The sequence below is a fragment of the Paenibacillus sp. W4I10 genome, from assembly GCF_030816325.1.
In the GTDB taxonomy this organism is placed as follows: Bacteria; Bacillota; Bacilli; order Paenibacillales; family Paenibacillaceae; genus Paenibacillus; species Paenibacillus amylolyticus_B.
Map to the genome: position 1 here is coordinate 2,783,677 of NZ_JAUSXX010000001.1, position 22,656 is coordinate 2,806,332.

The following is a 22,656-nucleotide window of genomic DNA, read 5'->3' on the forward strand; positions in this document are numbered from 1 at the left end:
TGTCTTCACCTCATTATTTACTTCAATTTCAGTGGTTGATCCACTTAATCTCACCGATCGGCCAGAAAATCACATCTGCACGACCAATAATATCTTTTAACGAAACATAACCGATCATACGGCTGTCTGTACTATTTGGACGGTTGTCTCCCATGACAAACACATGACCTGCCGGCACTTTGCCATCAGGGAACTGCTCATTCGGGAAATCCTTCACGTTATAGGTTCCACCATTGGCTTCAGCTGCATCAATGGCTCCTTGAATATACGTTTCATCAACCTTTTTACCGTTAACCATCACGGTATCGTCCTGAACCTCAACTGTATCACCTTCTACAGCAATAACACGTTTAATGAAATCTCGACCTTCGGATGGTACGTGGAAGACGATAACTTCACCGCGCTTCGGTTCTCTGATATCATATAAGATCTCGTTGACGATCACACGTTCACCCGTTTCAAAGTTCGGCTGCATGGACGGACCGTCCACAACAAACGGTTTGAAGAGCAACCACCGAATCAGAATGACGAGAACTAATGCGATAACAATGGCTTTAAGCCATTCAACAATTTCATTTTTGGCTTTTTTGGATCGACTGTTTTTCTCTTCGGCAGGATTGCCCCGGTCATGTTGAACTTCTTGTTCCATTCAAGATCTTCCTCTCTTCACAGTACATGTTTATAGCAGTACACACATCCAGCATTCTGTATCGTTCCAATAACTCAATGGATGGATACAAAACATTCACATCAGTTATGTAATCTTTCACCAAGCATTACAGTACATTTAATCCACAATTCAAATGCCTTCAAGAGGTTGTTCAAAAAGTCGGTACTAAAACCGGTCTTTTGAACACGCACTTCAATAACTGATTTTACAAGCCTCCCGGACTATTCACCGCATGTGTTGCCATACCATTTTACTCGGAAGTGTACCTCCGGTTCAACTTTTCCCGGACAAAAACGAAAAGGGCTTGTCTCCAAGCCCTTCCCGGTATCCGTTATATTAACGAATTTCTTTAATTCTCGCTGCTTTACCGCGTAGTTCACGAAGATAATAAAGCTTCGCACGACGCACTTTACCACGGCGAGCCACTTCGATTCTATCGATTTTTGGGGAATGAAGCGGGAAAGCTCTTTCCACACCTACACCGTAAGAAATTTTACGAACTGTAAAAGTCTCACTGATTCCACCACCACGGCGTTTAATCACAACACCTTCGAACAATTGGATACGCTCACGAGTTCCCTCGATTACCTTAACGTGCACTTTCAAAGTGTCACCAGGACGAAAACTCGGAATATCCTTACGAAGTTGTTCTTGTGTAATCGCTTGAACGATATTCATCTATGACTCCCTCCTTCCGTACAGGCGTTCATACTTCTTCCAGAGATCACCTTGTCTCCTTCATTATCCATAGAGGACCGCCGTATTCCACATAACAGACTTATTGTATCACGCAGCATATCAAAACACAAGAGAAATTAAACAAAATGCCTATTGATCAATCAGCAATGCTGATACTCATCCATCTCATGTTGACTTCATTCTAAAATACATTCTCTCATATGGACCGTGAATCAACGCTCTCATCTGCAAGTCAACCTGATACAGGAAAAAATACTGTAACTTCCGGTGTAGAAATATCGTCTATGATATAACTTATTGACCACTTTAAAAGGAGAACTCTTAGACTTATGAAATATTGGAAAAAGATCACACTTGTCTTACTTGCCATGCTCACATGCTCCATTACACTATATGCATATGCCGTAACTCATCCAACGAACGCACTGTCACACAAAGCCTGCACATCTTGGGACATAGTCAAACGCAAAGCATTCGAGCTGTCACACACTGACTTCTCTAACCAATCTGCACTGGATCGTTCTACCTTCAAGATTGAACAAGGTACTGCTACAGAAGTTCCTGTACTGATGTATCATTACATAGAGCCCAAACTGAACAATCACGAGACAGATAATAAATCCATCATTAATCTGGAGGATTTTGAGCAAAATATGAAATACCTGCACGATGAAGGCTACCGTACGATTACACTGGATCAGCTTGAACAATATGTTAACGGGAAGATATCCCTACCACTGAAGTCCATTGTTATTACCTTTGATGACGGATACCAGAACAATTATACATTAGCTTACCCTGTGCTTCAAAAATATAATTTTCATGCCTCGCTGTTTGTCATAGGCAGTAAAATTCAGGATAAACCTTCGGTATTTGAGCCCGCCATCAACAGTTTCATCTCCAAGCCAGAGATGCAGGCAGCAACCGACGTATTTGAGTTCAACAGCCATACCTATAACCTGCATCATAAGGGATTTATGCGTTGTGGGAACAGCGTACCTGTCGGTCTGGACACCAGTCTTCTGGATGATGATATCGAACAAATGAAGGAAACCGGAATAGACACACCTTATTTGGCCTATCCTTTTGGTTATACCAGCACACAGATGATCTACAAGTTACAACAACATGGATATCGCATGGCCTTTACCGTAAAGTCTGGATTTGTGCATCCAGGAGATCATCCCATGAAGCTACCTCGCTTGACGGTCACGACAGGTACTGACCTGGCGTCCTTGCTTCAGCCGGAATCCAGTCCGCAGAATGGATTACCTGCATCTGAGAATGAGCAGTGAAACCTAGAGATTAACTTCACCGCCTAGATACAGAGTCGAGCTATACAGCCTTTTAAGCTGTGGCTTGGCTTTTTTTGCATCGGTAAGTGATAATGTCATCGGAGAGCTGGAATACATCACCGCTTCCTCTGCGTCATAGATAATGATCTGTTCTTTCCCTGTCTGAACCAGATCTGCATGTACCGCATATCCCTCTTTCGGGAATTCAGTAACCGTTTTCATATCTCCATCTACCAAAGAAGGCAACACATCTCCACCTCTGCGATACGCCAAAATATAATCGAGTCCACCCTCATCCCAGTCACACACAGGCTCTATAATGGTTAACCAGCCCCGAGTCGCGCGATTTTCTTTCCAAATTTCTTGCCCTGCGCTATCCAGCATGAACATTCCATCCTTACCATGCTCATCCCCTCGGACAATCCGGTCCAGGCCTGCAATCTGCAAACCTTCCATTCCAGTACAAAAATGACCCAATGCAATATGCTGTGATTCAATCGAATCTTCATAACGCCACTTCTCATTACCATAGCGGTCCATCATGACCGTGACACTGCCACCGATAACAACCTCAACTTCCCCATCACCGTCAACGTCTCCAAACCATATACAGTCAGCATGATCCTCGAGATTATGACAAGACCATAACAACGTCCCATCATGATCCAGCATGTCATATCCGGCCATCACTTCATCTTTCCCATCTCCATCGATGTCATATACCCATGGAAAATGTCCCGGATTCCCTTCATGCTTCCATAACAAATTAAAATCATGGTCAAGTGCCCATAACGTCTTATAGCGGTCTTTCAGTATAATGTCCATTTTCTGCTGGTTACCAGTCAGGTTGGCGAGAATAATGCAGTCATGTGCTTCATCCCCTGGCAGATCACGTGTTTCTTTGATCTCTCCGGTCCGGCCATCCAACACGAGAAATTGTTTGTCCATAACACACAATACTTCATTATTTCCATCTCCATCCCAATCTGCGATCTGAGCGGGATAGTCTGAACCCGGACCACCTGCATCGGGATCAGGAGTTCCAACCTGCCATAGTAATGTTCCTTCCAGATCAAACGCAGTCAAACAACATACCTGATGTGGGACATACCGATCGTCTATACCCCCATCTGCCTGTACCAGCAACATTTCAAGTCTGCCATCCCCGTTTAGATCTCCCAAAAGCATTTTGCAGCGTTCTCCAGCTTGGCTAATATCTACTCTGGCGATTTCATAAGGCTGATGATTCATAACCTTCCTCCTCAGCTATCTTTATTATTCAAATCCAGCTGAGTTCACCATAAAGAAAATTCCTTTCTTTTACAACCCTATTTAGAATCATGCAAAAAAGTGCCTACGTAATTAAACGATTTAAATGAATGATTTTAAACCCACTCTAAGAACTCAAGACGATTGCCAAAAGGATCATTTATATAGAAACGTCTTACACCTTCATCTGCCCTTGCTTCGTCATCTACGATATGAATTTGGTTATGAATGAGCTGATCACGTAACTGATCCAAATGTTGTACATGAAATGCCGGATGAGCTTTTGTGGCGGGAATAAAATCTTTTTGTACTCCAATATGCACTTGGTGTCTGCCACACTCGAACCATACACCACCTCGTTTTCTCAGAATTTCAGGTTTGGGAATCTCCGTCCAGCCCAGTACTTTATGGAAAAAATGACGCGCCTCCGCTTCACAACCTTCTGGTGCTGCGAGCTGAATATGATCAAGACCAATAATATTGTAAGTCATTCATACACCGCCTTTTGTTTCACTTAATGAAACTTTGTTTCATTAATTATACTTATATTTTATAAAATATACTAATGAAAATCCAGTATTCTTTTCAATGTACACAAAAAAAAGCCAACCTTTGGTATCAAGGTCGACCTTTTCGAACTCTGGAAAATAATATTTACGTGTTTATACGATACATATACTTACTCTGTGCTATGTTTACGGTTTGAGCGTATCTTTTTCAACCAAATACGTTCTTTATCCGTCAAATCGGCCGTTTCCAACATCTCCGGTCTGCGCTCCAGCGTACGAAGCAACGACTGTTCTCTGCGCCATGCCTCAATGTTCAGATGATGTCCCGACAACAGCATATCCGGTACTTTCATGCCCCTAAACTCGGGTGGACGTGTGTAGTGTGGATATTCGAGGAGTCCAGTGCTGAATGAATCTGTCACGGCACTTGTCTCATTGCCAAGCACACCGGGAATAAGGCGTACGATGCTGTCAATCGCAACCATTGCAGGCAACTCCCCACCCGTGAGTACGTAATCACCAATGGATAGTTCATCCGTCACGAGAAATTCGCGGATACGCTCATCGTAACCTTCATAATGTCCACATATAAAAATCAGATGATCTTCTTGCACAAGTTCTTCTGCTTTTTTCTGTGTAAACGTCTCACCTTGCGGACACATTAGAATGATACGTGGAGGTTTCATCGATGCCGCAGCTTCTCCGCGTTGCTCCAGAACATCTTCTACAGCAGCAAAGATCGGATCTGGTTTCAGCACCATGCCGCCACCTCCGCCGTAAGGAGCATCATCTACTGTATTGTGTTTATTGGTCGCATAATTTCGGAAGTTGGTTGCACCAAGGGATACGAGCCCCTTCGTTTGAGCTTTACCCAGAATGCTTGCTCCGAACACACCGTCAAACATCTCCGGGAATAGCGTTAATACATCCACTTTCATGTTACAGCAGCCCTTCCATCAGGTGAATCTTCACTTGCTTCTGTTCGATATCTACATCAAGCACTACATCATCAATAACGGGAATCAGCACTTCTTTACCTGCTGGCGTTTTGACAACCCATACATCATTGGCACCCGGAGTCAAAATTTCAGAGATGGATCCAAGCGTTTCACCCTCTTCGGTTATGACCGAACACCCAACGATTTGATGGAAGTAGTATTCACCTTCGTCCAGCTCAGCCAGGTTCTCTTTTAACACTTTGGCCATGCCGCCTTTAAACTTTTCTACTTCATTAATGTTGCCGTACTCTTTCAGACGAAGAATATACATATTTTTATGCAAACGTGAAGATTCCACGTTAACCATAACGGGATGATTATCTGGTGTAAAGAAAAACAACTCTGCATTTTTCGCGAAACGCACTTCCGGGAAATCAGTTAAAGGCATGATTCTTACCTCGCCGCGAATTCCATGCGTATTGACAATTTTACCTACATTCATAAACTCTGCCATACGTTCCTCCTACGAAATTAAATCAAACTAAACAGCTACTTCGACTCTCGTACGGTCGTTCCGGCGACGGTTCGTTCATTCGATCGCTGTTACCCCTCATTTTTCGAACTTACTTTAAAAGGTGAAAATGAGGTGATAAAGGCGAACGCTAACGCTAACGCTTCTCCAGAATCGATCCCGTCCCCTACACTACTCCGAAGTCACTCATACCCAAAAATATTTTAATTCAATATCTAATCCAACCTATTAAGTTCAGCATGCACGAAAAGGGGCTAGGACATGCATCCTAACCCCCTTTCGTATATCTTTAAGATATGATATCAACGGTAACCCGTTTATCCATCTTAACTGCTGCTGATGTGACGACCGTACGAAGTGATTTCGCGATTCGTCCCTGTTTACCAATTACCTTCCCGACATCGTCAGGATGAACGGTTAACTCATAAACGACAAGCCGGTCTTTCTCAACCGTCCGAACCGCCACATCTTCCGGATGATCGACTAAAGCCTTAGCAATTATGCTTACTAATTCTTCCATAGATGACCCTCCGAATCAGCACTTTATTTAGATAATTTAGACTCGTGGAACTTCTTCATCACGCCCGCTTTGCTAAGCAAGTTGCGGACAGTGTCAGATGCTTGTGCACCGTTTTGAAGCCATGCCAATGCTTTATCTTCATCGATCTTAACAACAGCCGGTTGTTCAACCGGGTTGTAGTAACCGATCTCCTCGATAAAACGACCGTCACGTGGGGAACGGGAATCCGATACCACTACGCGGTAGAAAGGAGCTTTGTGAGCACCCATACGTTTCAGACGAATACGAACTGCCATTTGAAAATTCACCTCCTTCAATGAAATCTGTATATGATCCAGCTTCGCTTAAATCAACGGAAAGGAAACTTCATTCCTTTACCCATACCTTTAAGCTGCTTCATCGCTTTATTTTTACCGCCTTTAGGTCCCATCATATCCGAGAACTGTTTCATCATGCGGCGCATCTCATCAAATTGCTTGATCAGACGATTTACTTCAGCCAGAGATGTTCCGCTTCCGGTAGCAATACGCTTCCGGCGGCTGTGGTTGATCATGTCCGGGTTGCGTTTCTCCTCGGTCGTCATTGAGTAAACGATCGCTTCGATCCGGCCCATCTGTTTATCATCAACCTTCAGATCCTTGGCTTGTTTCATCTTGCCCATGCCGGGAATCATATCCATGATCTGATCGATTGGTCCCAGCTTTTTCACTTGATCCATCTGCTCCAGGAAATCTTCAAACGTGAATTCTGCATTACGCATCTTCCGTTCCATTTCCTTGGCTTTATCGGTATCAATGTTTAATTGTGCTTTCTCAATCAGAGATAACATATCACCCATACCGAGGATCCGTGAAGCCATACGTTCCGGGTGGAACGGCTCCAAAGCGTCAAGTTTCTCTCCAAGGGAAGCAAACTTGATTGGACAACCCGTAACTGCTTTGACAGAAAGCGCAGCACCACCACGAGTATCTCCATCCAGCTTTGTCAGGACAACCCCGGTCAGATTAAGCTGCTGGTTAAAGTGTTCTGCTACGTTAACCGCATCCTGACCTGTCATGCTGTCTACGACAAGCAGTACTTCATCTGGATTCACTACGCTGTGAATCTGGCGAAGTTCTTCCATCAGTTCTTCATCAACATGCAGACGTCCAGCTGTATCGATAATAACATAGTCATTACCGTTATCTTTGGCATGTTGAAGACCTTGACGTGCGATCTCAACAGGGCTTGTCTGATCTCCCAGTGTGAATACCGGCGCTTTGATCTGCTCGCCAAGTACTTGCAACTGTTTGATCGCTGCCGGACGATAAATATCTCCTGCAACAAGCAATGGTCTGCTGTTTTGCTTTTGCAGCATTTTAGCCAGTTTACCCGATGTGGTTGTTTTACCAGCACCCTGCAAACCAACCATCATCAGCACCGTAGGCGGTTTGTTCGCTTTAGCCAATTTGGCTTGGCTTCCACCCATCAAATCCGTTAGTTCCTTGTTAACGATGTCGATGATGACCATTCCCGGCGTGAAGCTCTCCATCACTTCTTTGCCAACAGCCTTCTCTTTCACCTTGGCGATGAATTCCTTGACCACTTTGAAGTTTACATCCGCTTCGAGCAATGCCAGACGTACCTCGCGCATAGCCTCGGCTACATCTTCATCAGACACCTTGCCTTTGCCGCGCAGCTTGCTGAACACATTCTGTAATCGGGTCGTTAATCCTTCAAATGCCATGATCCCACCTCCTTAAGCTTTAATACTGTTTTCAAGACCGATACGTTCCGCTCAGCCAATTTTTCATTCACTAAGCTGAGCAACAATATCGTGTATTTGTTTGTTGTTATCAATGGATACGCCTGCGCGTTCCAATGCATTTTGCAAATCTTCAAGATTGCGATTACGCCGTTCATGCTTTTCCAGCAAGCCCAGCTTGCTTTCGTAATTTTCCAGCACTTGCTCGGCACGCTTGATATGCTCGTATACCGCCTGGCGGCTGATCTCAAACTCGGCTGCAATTTCACCAAGTGAGAAATCGTCATGAAAGTAATACTTTAGAAAAGTCTGCTGTTTCTCGGTAAGTAACAATTCATAAAAAGCAAACAGCAAGTTAATCCGGTTTGTCTTCTCAAGCCGATTTTCTTGACTCACATCGGGGCACTCCCTTCGTCAAGGAAAAACACTTTACACTCTTGCAACGTTCCTAATAATACCTAAAACAAATCAGGTTGTCAAGCAAAAATACTTGTCACAATCAAAACAGCTCTGATGATATGTTATTTCGATGTTTAACCGGTGGTTTATGTCCTTTTTTACAACAAGGAAATCCTATCTGTATCTCTGCGATCACCTCTATGTAGAAGAAAAACGAATGCGTCTCAGTCCGTGGAGATGCATCCGTTTATGGTGTTCTAACGAAGTGGTGTCAGGTACAGCAGTACCATAAAGAAATGAAGAATACTTCCTGCTAGCACAAAGAGATGCCAAATCGCATGGTGGTACGGAAATCCACGCCACACATAAAAGAGCGTACCCAGTGTATACATCAGGCCTCCAGCAACCAGCAACACAATGCCGCCTGTAGGAATGGCAGCCATAAGAGGTTGCCAGGCAATAACGATGAGCCAGCCCATCGCAATATAGAAAATCGTGGACATGAATAGAAACTTTTTCGTAAAAAACGCCTTAAAGATCACGCCGAATAATGCGATACCCCAGATTATACCAAACAGGGTCCATCCAAGTGTACCGCGAACAGCAATAAACAAAAGCGGAGTGTACGATCCCGCAATAAACAAATAAATGGAAGAATGGTCGAAAATCTCAAATAAATCTTTCACTTTTCCATCTTTCCATGCATGCACGAGTGTAGAACTTGTATAGAGCAGCAGCATGGTGATCCCGTAAATCGTGAAACTGACCACATGCCAAGCCGTGCCTTTCATACTTGAAAATACAATCAATATCACCAGTGCAGCTACACTGAGTGCAGCGCCGATTCCATGTGTCACCGCATTGGCGACTTCTTCACGGCGAGAATAGGTATACGTATTGGCCATTTTCAACCGTCCTTTCTAACCCTTTAACATTGCCTTCTTTATTCCTCCATTATACACGTATTGCCAGTGACATTACACGTGACACTTATCACGTATATCACTGGCAATACGGTTAACATTATTAATTCATCCTATTATTAATGATTCTAGGAATTAGCTTCCTCTTCTTCAGCACTTTCCGCTGGCTGTTCCTGGATCAATCCGGCGAACAAAGCATGCACAAATTGCTCAGAATCAAACGGCTGCAGATCATCAATCTTCTCACCCAGTCCTACGAGCTTCACAGGTAAGTCCAGCTCCTGACGGATCGCAACAACGATCCCCCCTTTGGCTGTTCCATCCAGTTTCGTCAGTACGAGGCCAGTTACACCGCTTTTCTCACCGAAAAGTTTAGCCTGGTTTAAAGCATTTTGACCTGTTGTTGCATCCAGTACCATCAGTACTTCATGCGGAGCATCCGGAATTTCACGCTGAATGACACGATAGATCTTGTTAAGCTCGTCCATCAGGTTCGATTTGTTTTGCAAACGACCTGCTGTATCACAGAGCAAAACATCCGCACCCCGTTGTTTCGCTGCCTGTACCGCATCATACATAACCGCTGCTGGATCAGAACCAGATTGCTGTTTGATAACATCGACACCGGCACGTTGTCCCCATACTTCCAGCTGTTCAATGGCTCCGGCACGGAACGTATCTCCAGCTGCCATGATGACTTTTTTACCTTGCTGTTTAAATCGATGTGCAAGCTTGCCAATCGTTGTTGTTTTACCAACACCGTTAACGCCAACGAACAAAATAACGGTAATGCCATTCGGGTTCATTTTCAATTCGTTATTCTGTTCACCGCGAAGAAGATCCGTCAGTTTCTCAGACAACACAGGCTGCAGTTCAGCCGCGTCCTCAATTTTGCGTTTTTTCACTTCAACGCGCAGATCTTCGATCAGATTCATAACGGTATTAACGCCAACGTCTGCTCCAATCAGAATCTCTTCCAATTCTTCATAGAACTCTTCATCGATTTTTTTGCGGCGGATTACGAGATCCGACACTTTTTCCACTAGCCCTTTACGTGTCTTTTCCAATCCATCCTTGAACTGTTTGGTGACCGACTCCGTTTTGCTTGCAATGCTGTCTCTCAGCTTTTTAAAAAAACTCATAAAGCCCCTCCATCGTGTACATAATCTAAGCGCTTTTGCAAAAATGCTCAATCTGAATGATTTTCAATGATTACAATGAGTTCATTTGTCTCGCAGGTTTGGATCAGATCAGGCAATTACTGCTTCCTCATCTTCCAGTTTAACCGAAACAAGCTTGGATACTCCGCCCTCTTCCATCGTAACACCGTACAGCACATCAGCCTCTTCCATCGTACCTTTCCGATGGGTAACAACGATGAACTGTGTCTGTTCGGAGAATTCACGCAAGTACTGGGCAAAACGTACGACGTTAGCTTCGTCCAGCGCTGCCTCAACTTCATCCAGCACGCAGAATGGTACAGGTTTGACATGCAGAATGGCAAATAACAAAGCCATTGCCGTCAAAGCCCGCTCCCCACCGGATAACAGTTGCAGGTTTTGCAGTTTCTTGCCTGGTGGCTGAGCCACGATATCTATTCCCGTTTCAAGCAAGCGCTCCGGGTCCATCAGAACAAGGTCAGCACGTCCCCCGCCAAACAGCTTGGTAAACACGGTACCGAACTCACGGCGGATGGCATCAAACGTGATCTTGAATCGCTTCGCCATCTCGTCTTCCATTTCCCGAATAACCTGATACAACGTTGTTTTAGCTTCCACCAGGTCATTCTTCTGTTCACTCAGGAACTCGTATCGCTCATTGACCCGCTGGAACTCCTCAATCGCTCCCAGGTTAACATCACCCAGGGCGGATATACTGCGTTTCAGCTTCTGTACTTCTGCCTGTGTATGCTCCACATTTTCCGGCACAGGATAACGCTCTTTGGCCAGTTCATAGCCCAGTTCGTATTCATCCGTCAGTTTTCGCAGTATATTTTCCAGCTCAACATCCAGCCGGTTCACGGAAATTTCCGTCTGTCGCATCTGCTCTTCCACAGCTTTTAACTGCGTGCGCTGTTCCTTCGTTTCGCTCTCGGCAAGCTCAAGCTTTTTAGACAACTCACTTCGGGCAGCACGTTTGAAGTCCAGCTCCTGGGAAGCTTCCGCTTTTTTCAGCTTGTACTGGTTCAGATCTTCAATCTGCTTGACACTCTCGGTCTGTGTTTTCTTGAAATCTGCTTCCATCGAAGCCAGCAACGTGCGATTCTGACGAAGATCTTTCACCAACGACTCCACTTCTCGCTCCAGACGTCGCAATTGTTCTCCATTGGAGAATCGCTCCTGATCGAGCTTGCCTTCGCGCACTTTCAATTCGGTGAGTTGGCTCTGCAATTCTTCCTTCGCGGATTCATTGGCTTTCCGAGCAAACTCAGCTGCATGAATGGCACGATGAGTCGCTTTTTCTTCCTCTTCAAGCTGCTCTAGCTTCTTCACAGCGACGATGCGAGCCGTATCCAGCTCTTTGATCTCTTCAGTAAAGCCGCTCTTCTCCTGCCCGGCAACGGCAACCTGTTCAAGCACATGGCGAAGCTCATGCTCTACCTGCTTCATTTCCATCGAAGCCTGCTGTTCTGCATTTCGGGTATCGTCACCGGACTGACGAAGTTCATCCAGTTTGTCCTGACACTGCTCCAGTTGAACTTTTACATCATCCACACTGCGATGCAGTTTCACGATCTGATTTTCCGTATCCAAAATATCTTGATCGAGCTGGTCCAGCTGCCGTTTCCGACTGAGCAGACTCACATTTTTCTTGTGCTGGCTACCACCCGTCATGGAACCACCCGCATTGACCACGTCACCTTCAAGTGTCACAACCCGGAAACGATACTGGCAGCGCGCCGCAATTTTATTCGCAACCTCCAGCGTTTCGGCAATAATAACATTACCGAGCAAGCTGCCAATGATCGAAGCGTACTTGGATTCGAATTGAACGAGATCAGCACCGATCCCCACAAAACCCTCCATACCTTCGATCATGGAACGTTCAGCTGCTCCAATGGCACGAGGACGAATGACATCCAGAGGCAGGAATGTTGCACGCCCCAACTGGCGTTGCTTCAGGAAAGCGATTGCCTGTCTGGAAACTGATTCATTTTCCATGACCACATGCTGCAAGGATGCTCCCATCGCTGTCTCTACAGCAAGTTCAATCTTTTCTGGAACTTTGACGAGTTCAGCTACAGCTCCATGAACACCGTTAAGTGTGCCTTTGCGTGAAGCCTTGAGGACCTCCTTGACACCCAACATGAATCCGTCAAAATCATCCTGCATCTCTTTCATCGTATCGCGGCGGGAAACTTGAGCTTCACGCTTCTGTTCCCATTTACGAACTGTGCCCCGACTTTCTTCAAGCAGCTTCTGCAGCGACTGGAGTCGTTCACTTTCCGTAATGTAACCACCACGTAGATCACTGATTTCTTTGCCCAAGCGAACAACTTTTTTCTCAATGTCCGCTTTGCGACTTTCCAGTGTCTCTTTTTGATCTTCCCATTTGCCCGATTCCTCAGCCGCGCGATTCATTCTGCGCTCCAGCGTGTCTTTCTGCTGATCCACATAACGAATTTCATTGCGTGTCTGAGCCATCTGATTCATCAGTTCCAGCAAATTGCCTTTGAGGCTTTCCTCTTGCTGCTGACTAATGCCGCCTGTGACACCGATGAGTTTGGCTTCTTCCTGAGACAACTGATTTCTCACATCATTCAGTTCATGCTCAAGTTTGCCAAACTTCTCACGAAGTGCAAGCAGCTCGGTTTCCCGTTCGCGATGTCTCTCTTCACTGGCGGCAAGCGTTACTTTGAGCTGCTCCTGATTTGTTTGCAGATGGTGGGAGCGCTCCTTGAGCAATTCTCCAAGCCCTTCACTTTTCTCTGTCGCTTCACTGAATTGCAATAAAGCGGCTTGCAGTTGCTCTGTCTCTGTTTCCAGGATACGCAGCGCATTCCGATCATTTTCCAGCTTGGCATCATGGGTAGAGACAATCGCTGCGAGTCCAACCTCTTCCTGCTTCAGGGATTGCAGTCGCTCATTGGCCTTACTCCAGGATGCATGAATCTGTTCGATCTGGTACACATACATGGAAATTTCCTGCGATTTGAGCTGAGAACGAAGTTCTTTATAGTGGATCGCTTTCTCCGATTGTTCCTTTAGCGGTCCAATCTGATCTTCCAGTTCAGTCACCAGATCATGAATACGCAGCAAATTCTGCTCTGTCTCATCCAGTTTGCGCGTCGCATCCCGCTTGCGGGATTTATATTTAACGATACCTGAAGCTTCTTCAAAGATACCTCTGCGATCCTCTGAACGGGTACTGAGAATCTCTTCGATTCGCCCCTGTCCAATAATCGAGTAGGCTTCCTTACCGATGCCGGTATCCATAAACAACTCCGTGATATCCTTCAAACGACAAGATTGCTTGTTAATAAAATATTCACTATCTCCGCTGCGATGTACACGACGAGTCACCGTCACCTCTCCGAAATCCAACGCAAGTGCGTGATCCTCGTTATCGAGTGTTAGCGACACCTCACCGAAATTAACGGCCTTCCGTGCGTCACTGCCTGCAAAGATGATATCTTCCATCTTGCCACCACGCAGCGACTTGGCACTTTGTTCCCCCAGAACCCAGCGAATTCCGTCCGATATATTACTCTTGCCACTTCCGTTCGGACCTACAACAGCCGTAATGCCACGAACGAACTCCATCTCCGTTTTGTCGGCGAATGACTTGAATCCACCCAATTCAATCCGTTTTAAAAACATAGGGTTTCTCGTCACCTCCTCTTGCAAATTTCAAGTATTGCATTCCAGCGCCTAAGTATCAGGCTAACTCCCCCTGAACCTCTTTACAAAAAAAAGAGCAAAAAGCAGTCCGGCCGATTACTTCCGCCGGGGCGGACCCGCGGGCTGCTCTTTGCTCTTCGTTTGTCTATGCGCTATCGGTTAAGCTCCGGCTTCCGGAAGCTTCAGTCGATCAAGTGCTGCAGATGCAGCCTGTTGTTCCGCTTCCTTTTTGGAACGTCCTGTGCCTCTACCAAGCCGTTCTTGACCCATATGGACCTCCGAGACAAACTCACGTTCATGGGCAGGTCCCCGTTCCTCAACGATACGGTATTCCAAAGCTCCCATATTGTGATGCTGAGTAAGTTCCTGCAGTTCCGTTTTGTAATCACTCATTTGCAGCTTGCTGCCCAATACGATTAATGGGAAGACATGCTGGTCGAGAAATGCCCGGACAGGCGCAAGCCCCTGATCCAGATACAATGCACCAATGAAAGATTCAAACACATCCGCCAGCAGAGCCGGCCGTGTCCGTCCTCCAGTTAGTTCCTCACCTTTACCAAGAAGTACATACTGCCCAAAACCCAACGCTTCAGCAAATTTGACGAGGGAAGGCTCACAGACAATGGATGCCCGCAGCTTAGTTAATTCACCTTCCGGACGGTTAGGATACAAATGATACAAGTATTCCGATACAGTCAGTTCCAGCACGGCATCGCCCAGAAACTCCAGGCGCTCGTTGTCCTGATGCTGACTGAACCGGTGTTCGTTTACATAAGAAGCATGGGTAAACGCTTGTTTTAAAAGCTGCCTGTTGTCAAATTTGATTTGAAGTTTATGTTGTAACTGCTTCAGATCTTCACTCAAACGAACTAGCCCCTTATGCTTCAAATTTTTTGAGAATAATGGTGGCATTGTGACCGCCGAATCCAAATGAATTGGACATGGCAATATTAACTTTGGTTTGACGTGGAACATTTGGTACATAATCCAGATCACATTCAGGGTCCTGATTTTCCAGGTTAATCGTTGGAGCCAGTGTCTGATGTGTCAGTGACAATCCGCAGATGACCGCTTCTACACCACCAGCAGCGCCAAGCATGTGGCCCGTCATGGATTTAGTGGAACTCACGGCGAGCTTGTACGCATGATCACCAAACGCCTTTTTGATCGCAAGCGTTTCGGATCTGTCACCTACAGGCGTCGAAGTTCCGTGTGCATTGATGTAATCCACTTCTTCAGGCTCAATACCCGCATTGCGAAGTGCCATCTTCATGCAACGTGCTGCTCCGTCTGGATCTGGTTCTGTCATGTGATGTGCATCACCTGTCAGACCGTAACCGATCACTTCACCATAAATACGTGCACCACGTTTTTGAGCATGCTCCAGGGATTCCAGAATCAGAACACCAGCGCCTTCGCCCATAACAAAACCATCACGTTCTGTATCAAAAGGACGGCTGGACTTCGCAGGATCATCATTACGTGTAGACATTGCGCGCATCGCACAGAACCCTGCAAGACCCGTTGGTCTGATTGTTGCTTCCGCACCACCACAGATCATGGCATCTGCATCACCATTGGCAATCAGTTTGAAGGAATCTCCGATAGAGTGTGTACCTGTTGCACAAGCGGTAACCACGTTAATGTTAGGACCTTTGGCACCAAGAGAAATGGACATTTGGCCTGAAGCCATGTTGGAGATCATCATGGGAATGAAGAATGGGCTTACCCGTTTTGGACCTTTTTGCAACAATGCATTATGTTGGTCCTCCCACGTACCCAATCCACCAATACCTGATCCGATGGATACACCGAAACGCTCTGCATCAATATTCTCGTTAATTTTCAGACCACTGTCTTCAACGGCTTTGAAGCCGGCTGCCACAGCGAACTGTACAAAACGGTCCATTTTGCGAGCATCCTTGCGATCCATATATTCTTCCGGGTTGAAATCCTTGATCTCAGCTGCAATCTGTGTCGTGTATTCACTAACATCAAACGCCTCAATCTGAGAAATTCCGGACTTTCCTGCCATTAAACTGCCCCAGAACGTTTCCAAATCTTTTCCGAGCGATGTCATTACGCCCATTCCGGTAATTACTACTCTTTGTTTCAAACCGAGTCACCTCTATATCGACTGCATTACGCAAGTATTTTGTGGGAATATCCGCAAACAGACATCTACTCAACCAAGATAGGCCTGTTTGAATAGAGCTGCTTGCGGAATGAGAAAAACCAATGAATGATGAGAAGTCCCGCCTGTTCGAAAACATGTGCGGGACTAAAAATGACTTTAGGTATGAGATTGTATGTAGTTTACAACTTCACCTACGGTCGTGATTTTTTCTGCATCTTCATCAGAGATTTCCAAATCAAATTCATCTTCCAATTCCATGACCAATTCCACTACATCCAAAGAATCAGCACCCAAATCTTCTTTGAAAGATGCTTCAAGTGTAACTTCAGCTTCGTCTGCGCCCAAGCGGTCGACGACGATACGTTTTACACGCTCCAATACATCGGACATCCGGTTCACCTCCTTCTTTGGTATTATACGAGAATCGCAGGCAAAATGCCATAGAAGACATATGCGGCTCCCGGCCGGGGAACCCGGCCTTTTTCCGGCATTTCGGATCGTCCAGCGCCTGTTCCCCGACTATTGTTCAAGTCCGGGAAGAATTACATGTACATGCCACCATCGACATGCAGCGTCTGCCCTGTCATATAAGATGAAGCCTGTGAAGCCAGGAAAGTGACTACACCGGCGATTTCATCCGGCTGACCCAAACGGGACAACGGAATACCACTTAGCATACCGTCCACCAGCTCCTGGGACAACTCTTTTGTCATATCTGTCTCAATGAAACCTGGTGCAACACAGTTAACTGTGATTCCACGAGAAGCCAGTTCACGAGCAGATGCCTTTGTCAGGCCAATAACTCCTGCTTTGGCAGCAACATAGTTCGCTTGTCCAGCATTACCGAGAACACCTACAACCGAGGAGATATTGATAATTCTTCCCGACCGTTGTTTCATCATTGGACGTGTAACCGCCTTAAGGCAGTTAAACACACCTTTGAGATTGGTTTCAATAACCTGATCGAATTCTTCCTCTTTCATACGCATGATCAGATTATCACGGGTAATACCGGCATTGTTCACCAGAATATCAACGTTGCCCCATGCTTCGAGTGTGGCTTTGACCATTTGTTCAGCTTCATCCATCAGGCCAACATTGGCTTGAAGTGTAATCGCCTTGACACCTTTGGCACGAATCGCTTCCGCCACTTCCTCAGCTGCCGCTTGGCTACCCGCATAATTCACGGCTACGTTCGCTCCAGCTTCTGCAAGTGCCAGTGCAATACTGCGCCCAATGCCCCGGGATGCCCCGGTAACGAGTGCATTTTTACCTTCTAATGGTTTAGACATAATCATTCCTCCTTTCCCCAAATCTAATCCCTGCTAATCACTTCAACGCACTTGCCGTTGCTTCGAGCGTTTCAAGACTGTTCACATTGTACAGTTTTACGGTTTTATCTGTTTTTTTAATCAAACCGGTCAATACACTGCCAGATCCAATCTCGATGAACGTATCCACGCCTTGCTCAATAAGCCATGTCACACTGTCTTCCCATAATACAGGAGAATAGACCTGAGCTGTCAACAAATCCTGAACCTGTCCATCCTCTGCAGGTCTTGCAGTCACATTAGCGACTACGGGAACCGCTGCTGGTGAGAACGTAACGGTTTTCAGTTTCTCTGCCAGCTTCTCGGCTGCACCCTTCATCAATGAAGAGTGGAACGGACCGCTTACTTCCAATGCAATGGCGCGTTTACCGCCTGCTTCTTTCACTCGTTCCGCGACAGCAGCTACGCCTTCCTTCACACCAGAAATGACGATTTGTCCCGGACAATTCATATTGGCAAGTTCAACCGCATGACCACTTTCAGATACGTCACGGCAAAGCACCCCCAGCGCTTCCCGATCCGCACCCAACACAGCAGCCATCGCTCCTTGTCCACCCGGTACTGCCTGTTCCATATACTGACCACGTGCCCGCACAGTGCTCACTGCGTCAGCAAACGAAAGAACGCCCGCTGCCACCAGTGCACTGTATTCTCCCAGACTGTGTCCAGCCGTATAGTCAGGCTGAATTCCTTTTTCTTTGAAAGCTTCAAGCAAGGCAATACTTGCTGTCAACAGAGCCGGTTGTGTATTTGATGTCTGTTTCAACTCGGTCTCCGGTCCTTCAAATACAAGGTTGCTCAGCGAGAAACCCAATGTTTCATCTGCTGTGCGAAAAATCTCGGTTGCCGCAGGCACGGACTCATAAGCGTCCTTGGCCATGCCTACAGCCTGTGATCCCTGTCCGGGAAATACAAATGCTATTTTACCCATCTCATTCATCTCCCAGATGTCTATTTTACCAAACGAGTACCGATGCTCCCCATGTCAAACCGCCACCGAATCCAACCATCAGGACGGTATCTCCGGCTTTCATGCGACCTTCCTCCGCAGCTTCTACCAGAGCAAGCGGGATGGAAGCTGCCGATGTGTTTGCATACTTATCCACGTTGACTACAACCTTTTCTTCAGGAAGTTCAAGTCGTTGCATCGCAGATTGGATAATCCGAATATTCGCTTGGTGAGGAACAAACAGATCCACATCCGTACGCTCCATACCAGCCTTGCGTAATACCTCAATGGTAGCCGTCCCCATGACACGTACCGCAAACTTGAACACTTCACGACCGTTCATGTAGATGTAATGTTTTTTATTTTCAACGGTCTCTGCGGAAGCAGGCAGACGGGAACCGCCGCCTTCCATCTGAAGAAGACTACCGCCAGAACCTTCAGCACCTAGATCGAATGCTTTGAAGCCGCGACCTTCCGGAACTTCACCAACGACTACCGCGCCAGCTCCATCACCAAAGAGGACACATGTGTTACGGTCTGTATAATCCGTAATGCGAGACAAGCAGTCCGCACCGATAACAAGTGCATTGTTGTACATACCGCTTTGGATGAAGCTCGTAGCACTAGCCAAACCGTATACAAATCCGGAACAAGCAGCCGACAGATCAAATGCCGCGGCACCTTTTGCACCCAATTTGTCCTGTAAGATGCAGGCTGTCGACGGGAACGAAGAATCCGGAGTAATGGTTGCAACAATAATCAGATCAAGATCACTGCCTGTCATGCCTGCAGATTCAAGGGCTTTAATAGCCGCTTCGTATGCCAGATCAGAAGTTGCCTGATCAGGTGCAGCGATGTGACGCTCTTTGATTCCTGTACGACTGACGATCCACTCGTCATTGGTATCGACCATTTTCTCCAGATCGCTATTCGTCAAAATTTTCTCAGGCACATATTTCCCTGTACCAATAACCCCTACTGGGCGCAAATTATTCATATCGTCACTCACTTCCCGCTAATTTCCTTAGATATGCTCTCTACCAGCTGGTTCTGCACTGCAATCCGAGCTTGGCGCACAGCATTTTTGATGGCATTGCCATCAGCAGATCCATGACTTTTCACAACCAGTCTGCTCAAACCGAGGAGTGGCGCTCCGCCATGCTCCGTATAATCCAGCTTTCGTTTCAACCCACGCAGCTCAGGCATTAGTACAGCTGCAGCCAGTTTACTTTTGAGAGAAGATGAAAATTGTTCCTTAAGCAAGGCGAAAATGGCACCTGCTGTGCCTTCCAGCGACTTCAGCAGGATATTTCCTGCAAAACCGTCACATACAAGCACATCACAAGCACCAGTCAGCACATCACGTGCCTCCACATTACCGACAAACCGAATTGGGAGTTGTTCCAGTAAAGGGTATGCATGTTTGGTTAACTCATTTCCCTTGCCTGGCTCTGTTCCTACATTGAGCAAGCCCACTCGTGGGGACTCAATGCCCTGCACTTTTTGCCGATACAAACTGCCCATCAGGCCATATTGTGCAAGGTGCTCCGGTTTGGCATCCATATTCGCTCCGAGATCCAGCGCAAGCACACCTACATCATCAATCGTTGGAATCATAGGCGCAAGCGCCGGACGTTCAATGCCTTCCATGCGACCTACAACAAGCAAACCCGCTGTCATCAACGCTCCAGTATTGCCCGCCGAGATCATCGCGTCCGCTTCGCCCTCTTTCAGCATGCGGCCTGCGACCACCATGGAGGCATCCTTCTTGCGACGCACTGCTTTGACGGGTTCATCATCCGAACCAATAACTTCGGAAGCATGCCGGACCGTAAGATTGGCAGGTCTCACACCTGACTGACTCAAAAGAGGTTCCAGCTTGGCTTCATCGCCGATCAGGACGATCTGTGTATCCGCCCATTCCGTGGCTGCGGCAATCGCACCTTCTACCGTTGATGCAGGTGCATTGTCGCCTCCCATGGCATCAATGACGATTTTCATTCCAAATGACCTCCTTCTCCGCTGTCTTCTCCACCTGAATGGTAGATTACAAAGTTGCCTTGAAACACCATTTCTTCACCTACATAAGTGAATACTTCCACTTTGGCTTTGCCCTTTTGACCCGGAATCGATCTCACATAAGCCTTTGCAATACATTTCTCTCCCAAATGAACCGAACGGACAAAGCGAATGTCTGCTGATGCAGTCAACGCGATCTCGTCATTAATAATCGCTACAGCCAAGGAGTTGGCCTGTGCAAAGACATAGTGTCCACGTGCAATGCCTGTTCTGGAAAACACGTGTTCTTCCTTAATCTCAAACAGGGAAATCCCGCTTTTATCCAGTTGTAGATCCACAATATCACCGATAATCTCATGCAAGGGCAACGAGCGTACCTGATCATACGAGAGCTCTGCCATCAGTTTCATCCGCTCCCGAAGTTCGGGTATTCCAAGTTCCAGCCTGTCAAGACGAATCGTCTGAATACTCACCTTCAATTGGCGTGTAAGTTCCTGATCCGTCACAAACGGGTTCTCTTCTATCATTTTGGTTAACTGCTGTTGCCTCTGTCTCTTCGGTACACGTTCGATGCCTGACACCCCCCGCTGTATCGTTTACGGAACCGTCCCGTCCGGCCAGTTCAACCATTCTTTCGTGTTGCTTCTATAGTTGCATCCCTGGTCACCAGGGTCGTTCTCAAACGGATTATGGTTCATCTATATGTAACGTCAAATCTTAGAACCTGGTACTAAACTATAGTATATCTCATCCCGTGTCAAAAAGAAAGACTGGCCTAACAAAAACAATTCACCCTTGTGGAGCAAGGATTTCATGCTTGTTAGCTCACTCTACCTACACTCTCTAATCCAAAAAAAGTAGCACCTCATCGAAATGAAGTGCTACTTAATGTCCAACTATTATTGAGAGATGATCTCTCTTGCTTTGTACGTTCCGCACACTTTGCACACGTGGTGACTAAGTTTAAGTTCGCCACATTGTTCACATTTCACCATGCCCGGTACAGCCAATTTAAAGTGAGTGCGACGTTTGTCGCGACGCGTCTTGGACGTTCTCCGTTGAGGTACTGCCATTATTCCCACCTCCTTATCAAAATCAACCTTTGCAGGTAGTCTTAAAATGTTCGATTTTCAATCATGCTCATTTAAAAAAATCCTTGAGCCCTGCAAGCCGCGGATCGATAACCTGGTTATCACAACCGCAGTCACCTTCGTTCAGCTCATGGCCACACTTGGGGCATAACCCTTTGCATGTATCGCTACATAGCGGTATAAACGGAAGATCCAGCAGAAAAGCTTCCTCGGCATAACCCTTCAGATCAACGCTATCTCCATCCACATAGAGCGTATCATCGTCTTCGTGTAATTCCTCTGGCTGTTTTCCCTGCTTGAATTGCTCATGAAAATCAATATGAAAATGTTCATTGATCGGCTTAAGACAACGGGAGCACAACATGTCCACTCCTATGGTCAGCTTGCCATGAACATCCACAACGTCACCTTCTCTGAATTCTGCAGATAAGTCCGCAGTCAGCGGGGTAACGGCTGTGATATCTTGTCGGTTAGAAACCAGTTCCTTGATATCCCACTGTTCGTTAAACTTCAGGGGGCCATCACTGGTAGCCACTTTGCGAAATGGCATTAACATTTCCATCACTCCAAACGAAACCAATTTCATAATGCATGTCAAACGTATCACGACAGTTATACAGGTCAAGACTGCTTTTGTAAAGCAATATATCCTGACTGTATGTATTCTGACGATTCATCGTTAAAAGTATTATGAAATTGACTTAACAAACAAAAATCATTATACCGATTTTTCAAGACGTTTGTCAACACTTTTAACTTTACACCCTTTTTAAAACCAATGGCTCAGAAC

General features: G+C 46.2%; 24 protein-coding genes. 1 reads left to right on the forward strand and 23 read right to left on the reverse strand.

Features of this window, described 5'->3' with window-relative positions; genetic code table 11:
• Positions 1-28 precede the first annotated feature (28 nt).
• The gene (gene lepB / locus QF049_RS12350) at positions 29-649 is read right to left on the reverse strand and encodes a signal peptidase I (protein ID WP_017689211.1); all 621 of its coding nucleotides are present in this window, start codon (positions 647-649) and stop codon (positions 29-31) included.
• Between the two features lie 357 nt (positions 650-1,006).
• Positions 1,007-1,348: a 50S ribosomal protein L19 gene (gene rplS, locus QF049_RS12355; protein WP_024630190.1), complete on the reverse strand. Its 342-nt coding sequence runs from the start codon at positions 1,346-1,348 to the stop codon at positions 1,007-1,009.
• A 350-nt stretch (positions 1,349-1,698) separates the two neighbouring features.
• Here rplS and QF049_RS12360 point away from each other — a divergent pair, with 350 nt between their 5' ends.
• Positions 1,699-2,664 carry a polysaccharide deacetylase family protein gene (locus tag QF049_RS12360; RefSeq protein ID WP_307537729.1) on the forward strand — a complete coding sequence of 322 codons (966 nt, stop codon included), beginning with the start codon at positions 1,699-1,701 and terminating at the stop codon, positions 2,662-2,664.
• A 3-nt stretch (positions 2,665-2,667) separates the two neighbouring features.
• Here the strand turns inward: QF049_RS12360 and QF049_RS12365 are convergent, their stop codons facing one another.
• The 21 genes from QF049_RS12365 to QF049_RS12465 all read right to left on the reverse strand — a co-directional run bounded on the left by QF049_RS12365 (position 2,668) and on the right by QF049_RS12465 (position 22,422).
• The gene (locus tag QF049_RS12365; RefSeq protein WP_307537731.1) at positions 2,668-3,915 is read right to left on the reverse strand and encodes a hypothetical protein; all 1,248 of its coding nucleotides are present in this window, start codon (positions 3,913-3,915) and stop codon (positions 2,668-2,670) included.
• Between the two features lie 134 nt (positions 3,916-4,049).
• Complete coding sequence (locus QF049_RS12370; protein ID WP_307537733.1) at positions 4,050-4,424, reverse strand: VOC family protein; 375 nt, start codon at positions 4,422-4,424, stop codon at positions 4,050-4,052.
• A 188-nt stretch (positions 4,425-4,612) separates the two neighbouring features.
• Complete coding sequence (gene trmD, locus QF049_RS12375) at positions 4,613-5,380, reverse strand: tRNA (guanosine(37)-N1)-methyltransferase TrmD (protein WP_124114050.1); 768 nt, start codon at positions 5,378-5,380, stop codon at positions 4,613-4,615.
• 1 nt (position 5,381) lies between these two features.
• Complete coding sequence (rimM, locus tag QF049_RS12380; RefSeq protein ID WP_307537737.1) at positions 5,382-5,894, reverse strand: ribosome maturation factor RimM; 513 nt, start codon at positions 5,892-5,894, stop codon at positions 5,382-5,384.
• Positions 5,895-6,201: 307 nt separating this feature from the next.
• Complete coding sequence (locus tag QF049_RS12385; RefSeq protein ID WP_024630185.1) at positions 6,202-6,432, reverse strand: KH domain-containing protein; 231 nt, start codon at positions 6,430-6,432, stop codon at positions 6,202-6,204.
• A 23-nt stretch (positions 6,433-6,455) separates the two neighbouring features.
• The gene (gene rpsP, locus QF049_RS12390) at positions 6,456-6,728 is read right to left on the reverse strand and encodes a 30S ribosomal protein S16 (protein ID WP_017689219.1); all 273 of its coding nucleotides are present in this window, start codon (positions 6,726-6,728) and stop codon (positions 6,456-6,458) included.
• A 53-nt stretch (positions 6,729-6,781) separates the two neighbouring features.
• Positions 6,782-8,158, reverse strand: coding sequence for a signal recognition particle protein (gene ffh, locus QF049_RS12395; protein ID WP_062833767.1), 1,377 nt, complete (start codon positions 8,156-8,158; stop codon positions 6,782-6,784).
• A gap of 63 nt (positions 8,159-8,221) precedes the next feature.
• Entirely contained in the window at positions 8,222-8,572 is a 351-nt protein-coding gene (gene ylxM, locus QF049_RS12400) for a YlxM family DNA-binding protein (RefSeq protein ID WP_017689221.1), read from the reverse strand.
• Positions 8,573-8,832: 260 nt separating this feature from the next.
• Positions 8,833-9,480 carry a PAQR family membrane homeostasis protein TrhA gene (trhA, locus tag QF049_RS12405; RefSeq protein WP_017689222.1) on the reverse strand — a complete coding sequence of 216 codons (648 nt, stop codon included), beginning with the start codon at positions 9,478-9,480 and terminating at the stop codon, positions 8,833-8,835.
• 146 nt (positions 9,481-9,626) lie between these two features.
• Positions 9,627-10,640: a signal recognition particle-docking protein FtsY gene (gene ftsY / locus QF049_RS12410; protein WP_307537741.1), complete on the reverse strand. Its 1,014-nt coding sequence runs from the start codon at positions 10,638-10,640 to the stop codon at positions 9,627-9,629.
• A gap of 108 nt (positions 10,641-10,748) precedes the next feature.
• Positions 10,749-14,318, reverse strand: coding sequence for a chromosome segregation protein SMC (smc, locus tag QF049_RS12415; RefSeq protein WP_307537743.1), 3,570 nt, complete (start codon positions 14,316-14,318; stop codon positions 10,749-10,751).
• A gap of 180 nt (positions 14,319-14,498) precedes the next feature.
• A complete protein-coding gene (rnc, locus tag QF049_RS12420) occupies positions 14,499-15,203 on the reverse strand; it encodes a ribonuclease III (protein ID WP_091031948.1) in 705 nt (234 codons plus the stop codon).
• 13 nt (positions 15,204-15,216) lie between these two features.
• The gene (gene fabF / locus QF049_RS12425) at positions 15,217-16,455 is read right to left on the reverse strand and encodes a beta-ketoacyl-ACP synthase II (RefSeq protein ID WP_062833763.1); all 1,239 of its coding nucleotides are present in this window, start codon (positions 16,453-16,455) and stop codon (positions 15,217-15,219) included.
• A 177-nt stretch (positions 16,456-16,632) separates the two neighbouring features.
• The gene (gene acpP / locus QF049_RS12430) at positions 16,633-16,866 is read right to left on the reverse strand and encodes an acyl carrier protein (protein WP_024630176.1); all 234 of its coding nucleotides are present in this window, start codon (positions 16,864-16,866) and stop codon (positions 16,633-16,635) included.
• A gap of 152 nt (positions 16,867-17,018) precedes the next feature.
• Complete coding sequence (fabG, locus tag QF049_RS12435) at positions 17,019-17,768, reverse strand: 3-oxoacyl-[acyl-carrier-protein] reductase (RefSeq protein ID WP_017689228.1); 750 nt, start codon at positions 17,766-17,768, stop codon at positions 17,019-17,021.
• Between the two features lie 37 nt (positions 17,769-17,805).
• Positions 17,806-18,738: an ACP S-malonyltransferase gene (gene fabD / locus QF049_RS12440; protein ID WP_150364882.1), complete on the reverse strand. Its 933-nt coding sequence runs from the start codon at positions 18,736-18,738 to the stop codon at positions 17,806-17,808.
• A gap of 25 nt (positions 18,739-18,763) precedes the next feature.
• Entirely contained in the window at positions 18,764-19,753 is a 990-nt protein-coding gene (locus QF049_RS12445; RefSeq protein ID WP_076209487.1) for a beta-ketoacyl-ACP synthase III, read from the reverse strand.
• An 8-nt stretch (positions 19,754-19,761) separates the two neighbouring features.
• Positions 19,762-20,757, reverse strand: coding sequence for a phosphate acyltransferase PlsX (plsX, locus tag QF049_RS12450; RefSeq protein ID WP_017689231.1), 996 nt, complete (start codon positions 20,755-20,757; stop codon positions 19,762-19,764).
• Positions 20,754-21,302, reverse strand: a complete 549-nt coding sequence (fapR, locus tag QF049_RS12455) for a transcription factor FapR (RefSeq protein WP_047842457.1) — start codon at positions 21,300-21,302, stop codon at positions 20,754-20,756. Before fapR ends, plsX begins: the two co-directional genes overlap by 4 nt.
• A 372-nt stretch (positions 21,303-21,674) precedes the next feature.
• Positions 21,675-21,848 carry a 50S ribosomal protein L32 gene (gene rpmF, locus QF049_RS12460; protein ID WP_017689233.1) on the reverse strand — a complete coding sequence of 58 codons (174 nt, stop codon included), beginning with the start codon at positions 21,846-21,848 and terminating at the stop codon, positions 21,675-21,677.
• A 67-nt stretch (positions 21,849-21,915) separates the two neighbouring features.
• Positions 21,916-22,422 carry a YceD family protein gene (locus QF049_RS12465; RefSeq protein ID WP_091031953.1) on the reverse strand — a complete coding sequence of 169 codons (507 nt, stop codon included), beginning with the start codon at positions 22,420-22,422 and terminating at the stop codon, positions 21,916-21,918.
• Positions 22,423-22,656 lie beyond the last annotated feature (234 nt).

What these genes read in the sequence shown, in the direction of transcription:
- lepB (WP_017689211.1), bottom strand. Translation starts at nt 649, where the DNA reads ATGGAACAAGAAGTTCAACATGACCGGGGCAATCCTGCCGAAGAGAAA.
- rplS (WP_024630190.1), bottom strand. Translation starts at nt 1,348, where the DNA reads ATGAATATCGTTCAAGCGATTACACAAGAACAACTTCGTAAGGATATT.
- QF049_RS12360 (WP_307537729.1), top strand. Translation starts at nt 1,699, where the DNA reads ATGAAATATTGGAAAAAGATCACACTTGTCTTACTTGCCATGCTCACA.
- QF049_RS12365 (WP_307537731.1), bottom strand. Translation starts at nt 3,915, where the DNA reads ATGAATCATCAGCCTTATGAAATCGCCAGAGTAGATATTAGCCAAGCT.
- QF049_RS12370 (WP_307537733.1), bottom strand. Translation starts at nt 4,424, where the DNA reads ATGACTTACAATATTATTGGTCTTGATCATATTCAGCTCGCAGCACCA.
- trmD (WP_124114050.1), bottom strand. Translation starts at nt 5,380, where the DNA reads ATGAAAGTGGATGTATTAACGCTATTCCCGGAGATGTTTGACGGTGTG.
- rimM (WP_307537737.1), bottom strand. Translation starts at nt 5,894, where the DNA reads ATGGCAGAGTTTATGAATGTAGGTAAAATTGTCAATACGCATGGAATT.
- QF049_RS12385 (WP_024630185.1), bottom strand. Translation starts at nt 6,432, where the DNA reads ATGGAAGAATTAGTAAGCATAATTGCTAAGGCTTTAGTCGATCATCCG.
- rpsP (WP_017689219.1), bottom strand. Translation starts at nt 6,728, where the DNA reads ATGGCAGTTCGTATTCGTCTGAAACGTATGGGTGCTCACAAAGCTCCT.
- ffh (WP_062833767.1), bottom strand. Translation starts at nt 8,158, where the DNA reads ATGGCATTTGAAGGATTAACGACCCGATTACAGAATGTGTTCAGCAAG.
- trhA (WP_017689222.1), bottom strand. Translation starts at nt 9,480, where the DNA reads ATGGCCAATACGTATACCTATTCTCGCCGTGAAGAAGTCGCCAATGCG.
- ftsY (WP_307537741.1), bottom strand. Translation starts at nt 10,640, where the DNA reads ATGAGTTTTTTTAAAAAGCTGAGAGACAGCATTGCAAGCAAAACGGAG.
- smc (WP_307537743.1), bottom strand. Translation starts at nt 14,318, where the DNA reads ATGTTTTTAAAACGGATTGAATTGGGTGGATTCAAGTCATTCGCCGAC.
- acpP (WP_024630176.1), bottom strand. Translation starts at nt 16,866, where the DNA reads ATGTCCGATGTATTGGAGCGTGTAAAACGTATCGTCGTCGACCGCTTG.
- fabG (WP_017689228.1), bottom strand. Translation starts at nt 17,768, where the DNA reads ATGTCTAAACCATTAGAAGGTAAAAATGCACTCGTTACCGGGGCATCC.
- fabD (WP_150364882.1), bottom strand. Translation starts at nt 18,738, where the DNA reads ATGGGTAAAATAGCATTTGTATTTCCCGGACAGGGATCACAGGCTGTA.
- QF049_RS12445 (WP_076209487.1), bottom strand. Translation starts at nt 19,753, where the DNA reads ATGAATAATTTGCGCCCAGTAGGGGTTATTGGTACAGGGAAATATGTG.
- plsX (WP_017689231.1), bottom strand. Translation starts at nt 20,757, where the DNA reads ATGAAAATCGTCATTGATGCCATGGGAGGCGACAATGCACCTGCATCA.
- fapR (WP_047842457.1), bottom strand. Translation starts at nt 21,302, where the DNA reads ATGATAGAAGAGAACCCGTTTGTGACGGATCAGGAACTTACACGCCAA.
- rpmF (WP_017689233.1), bottom strand. Translation starts at nt 21,848, where the DNA reads ATGGCAGTACCTCAACGGAGAACGTCCAAGACGCGTCGCGACAAACGT.
- QF049_RS12465 (WP_091031953.1), bottom strand. Translation starts at nt 22,422, where the DNA reads ATGTTAATGCCATTTCGCAAAGTGGCTACCAGTGATGGCCCCCTGAAG.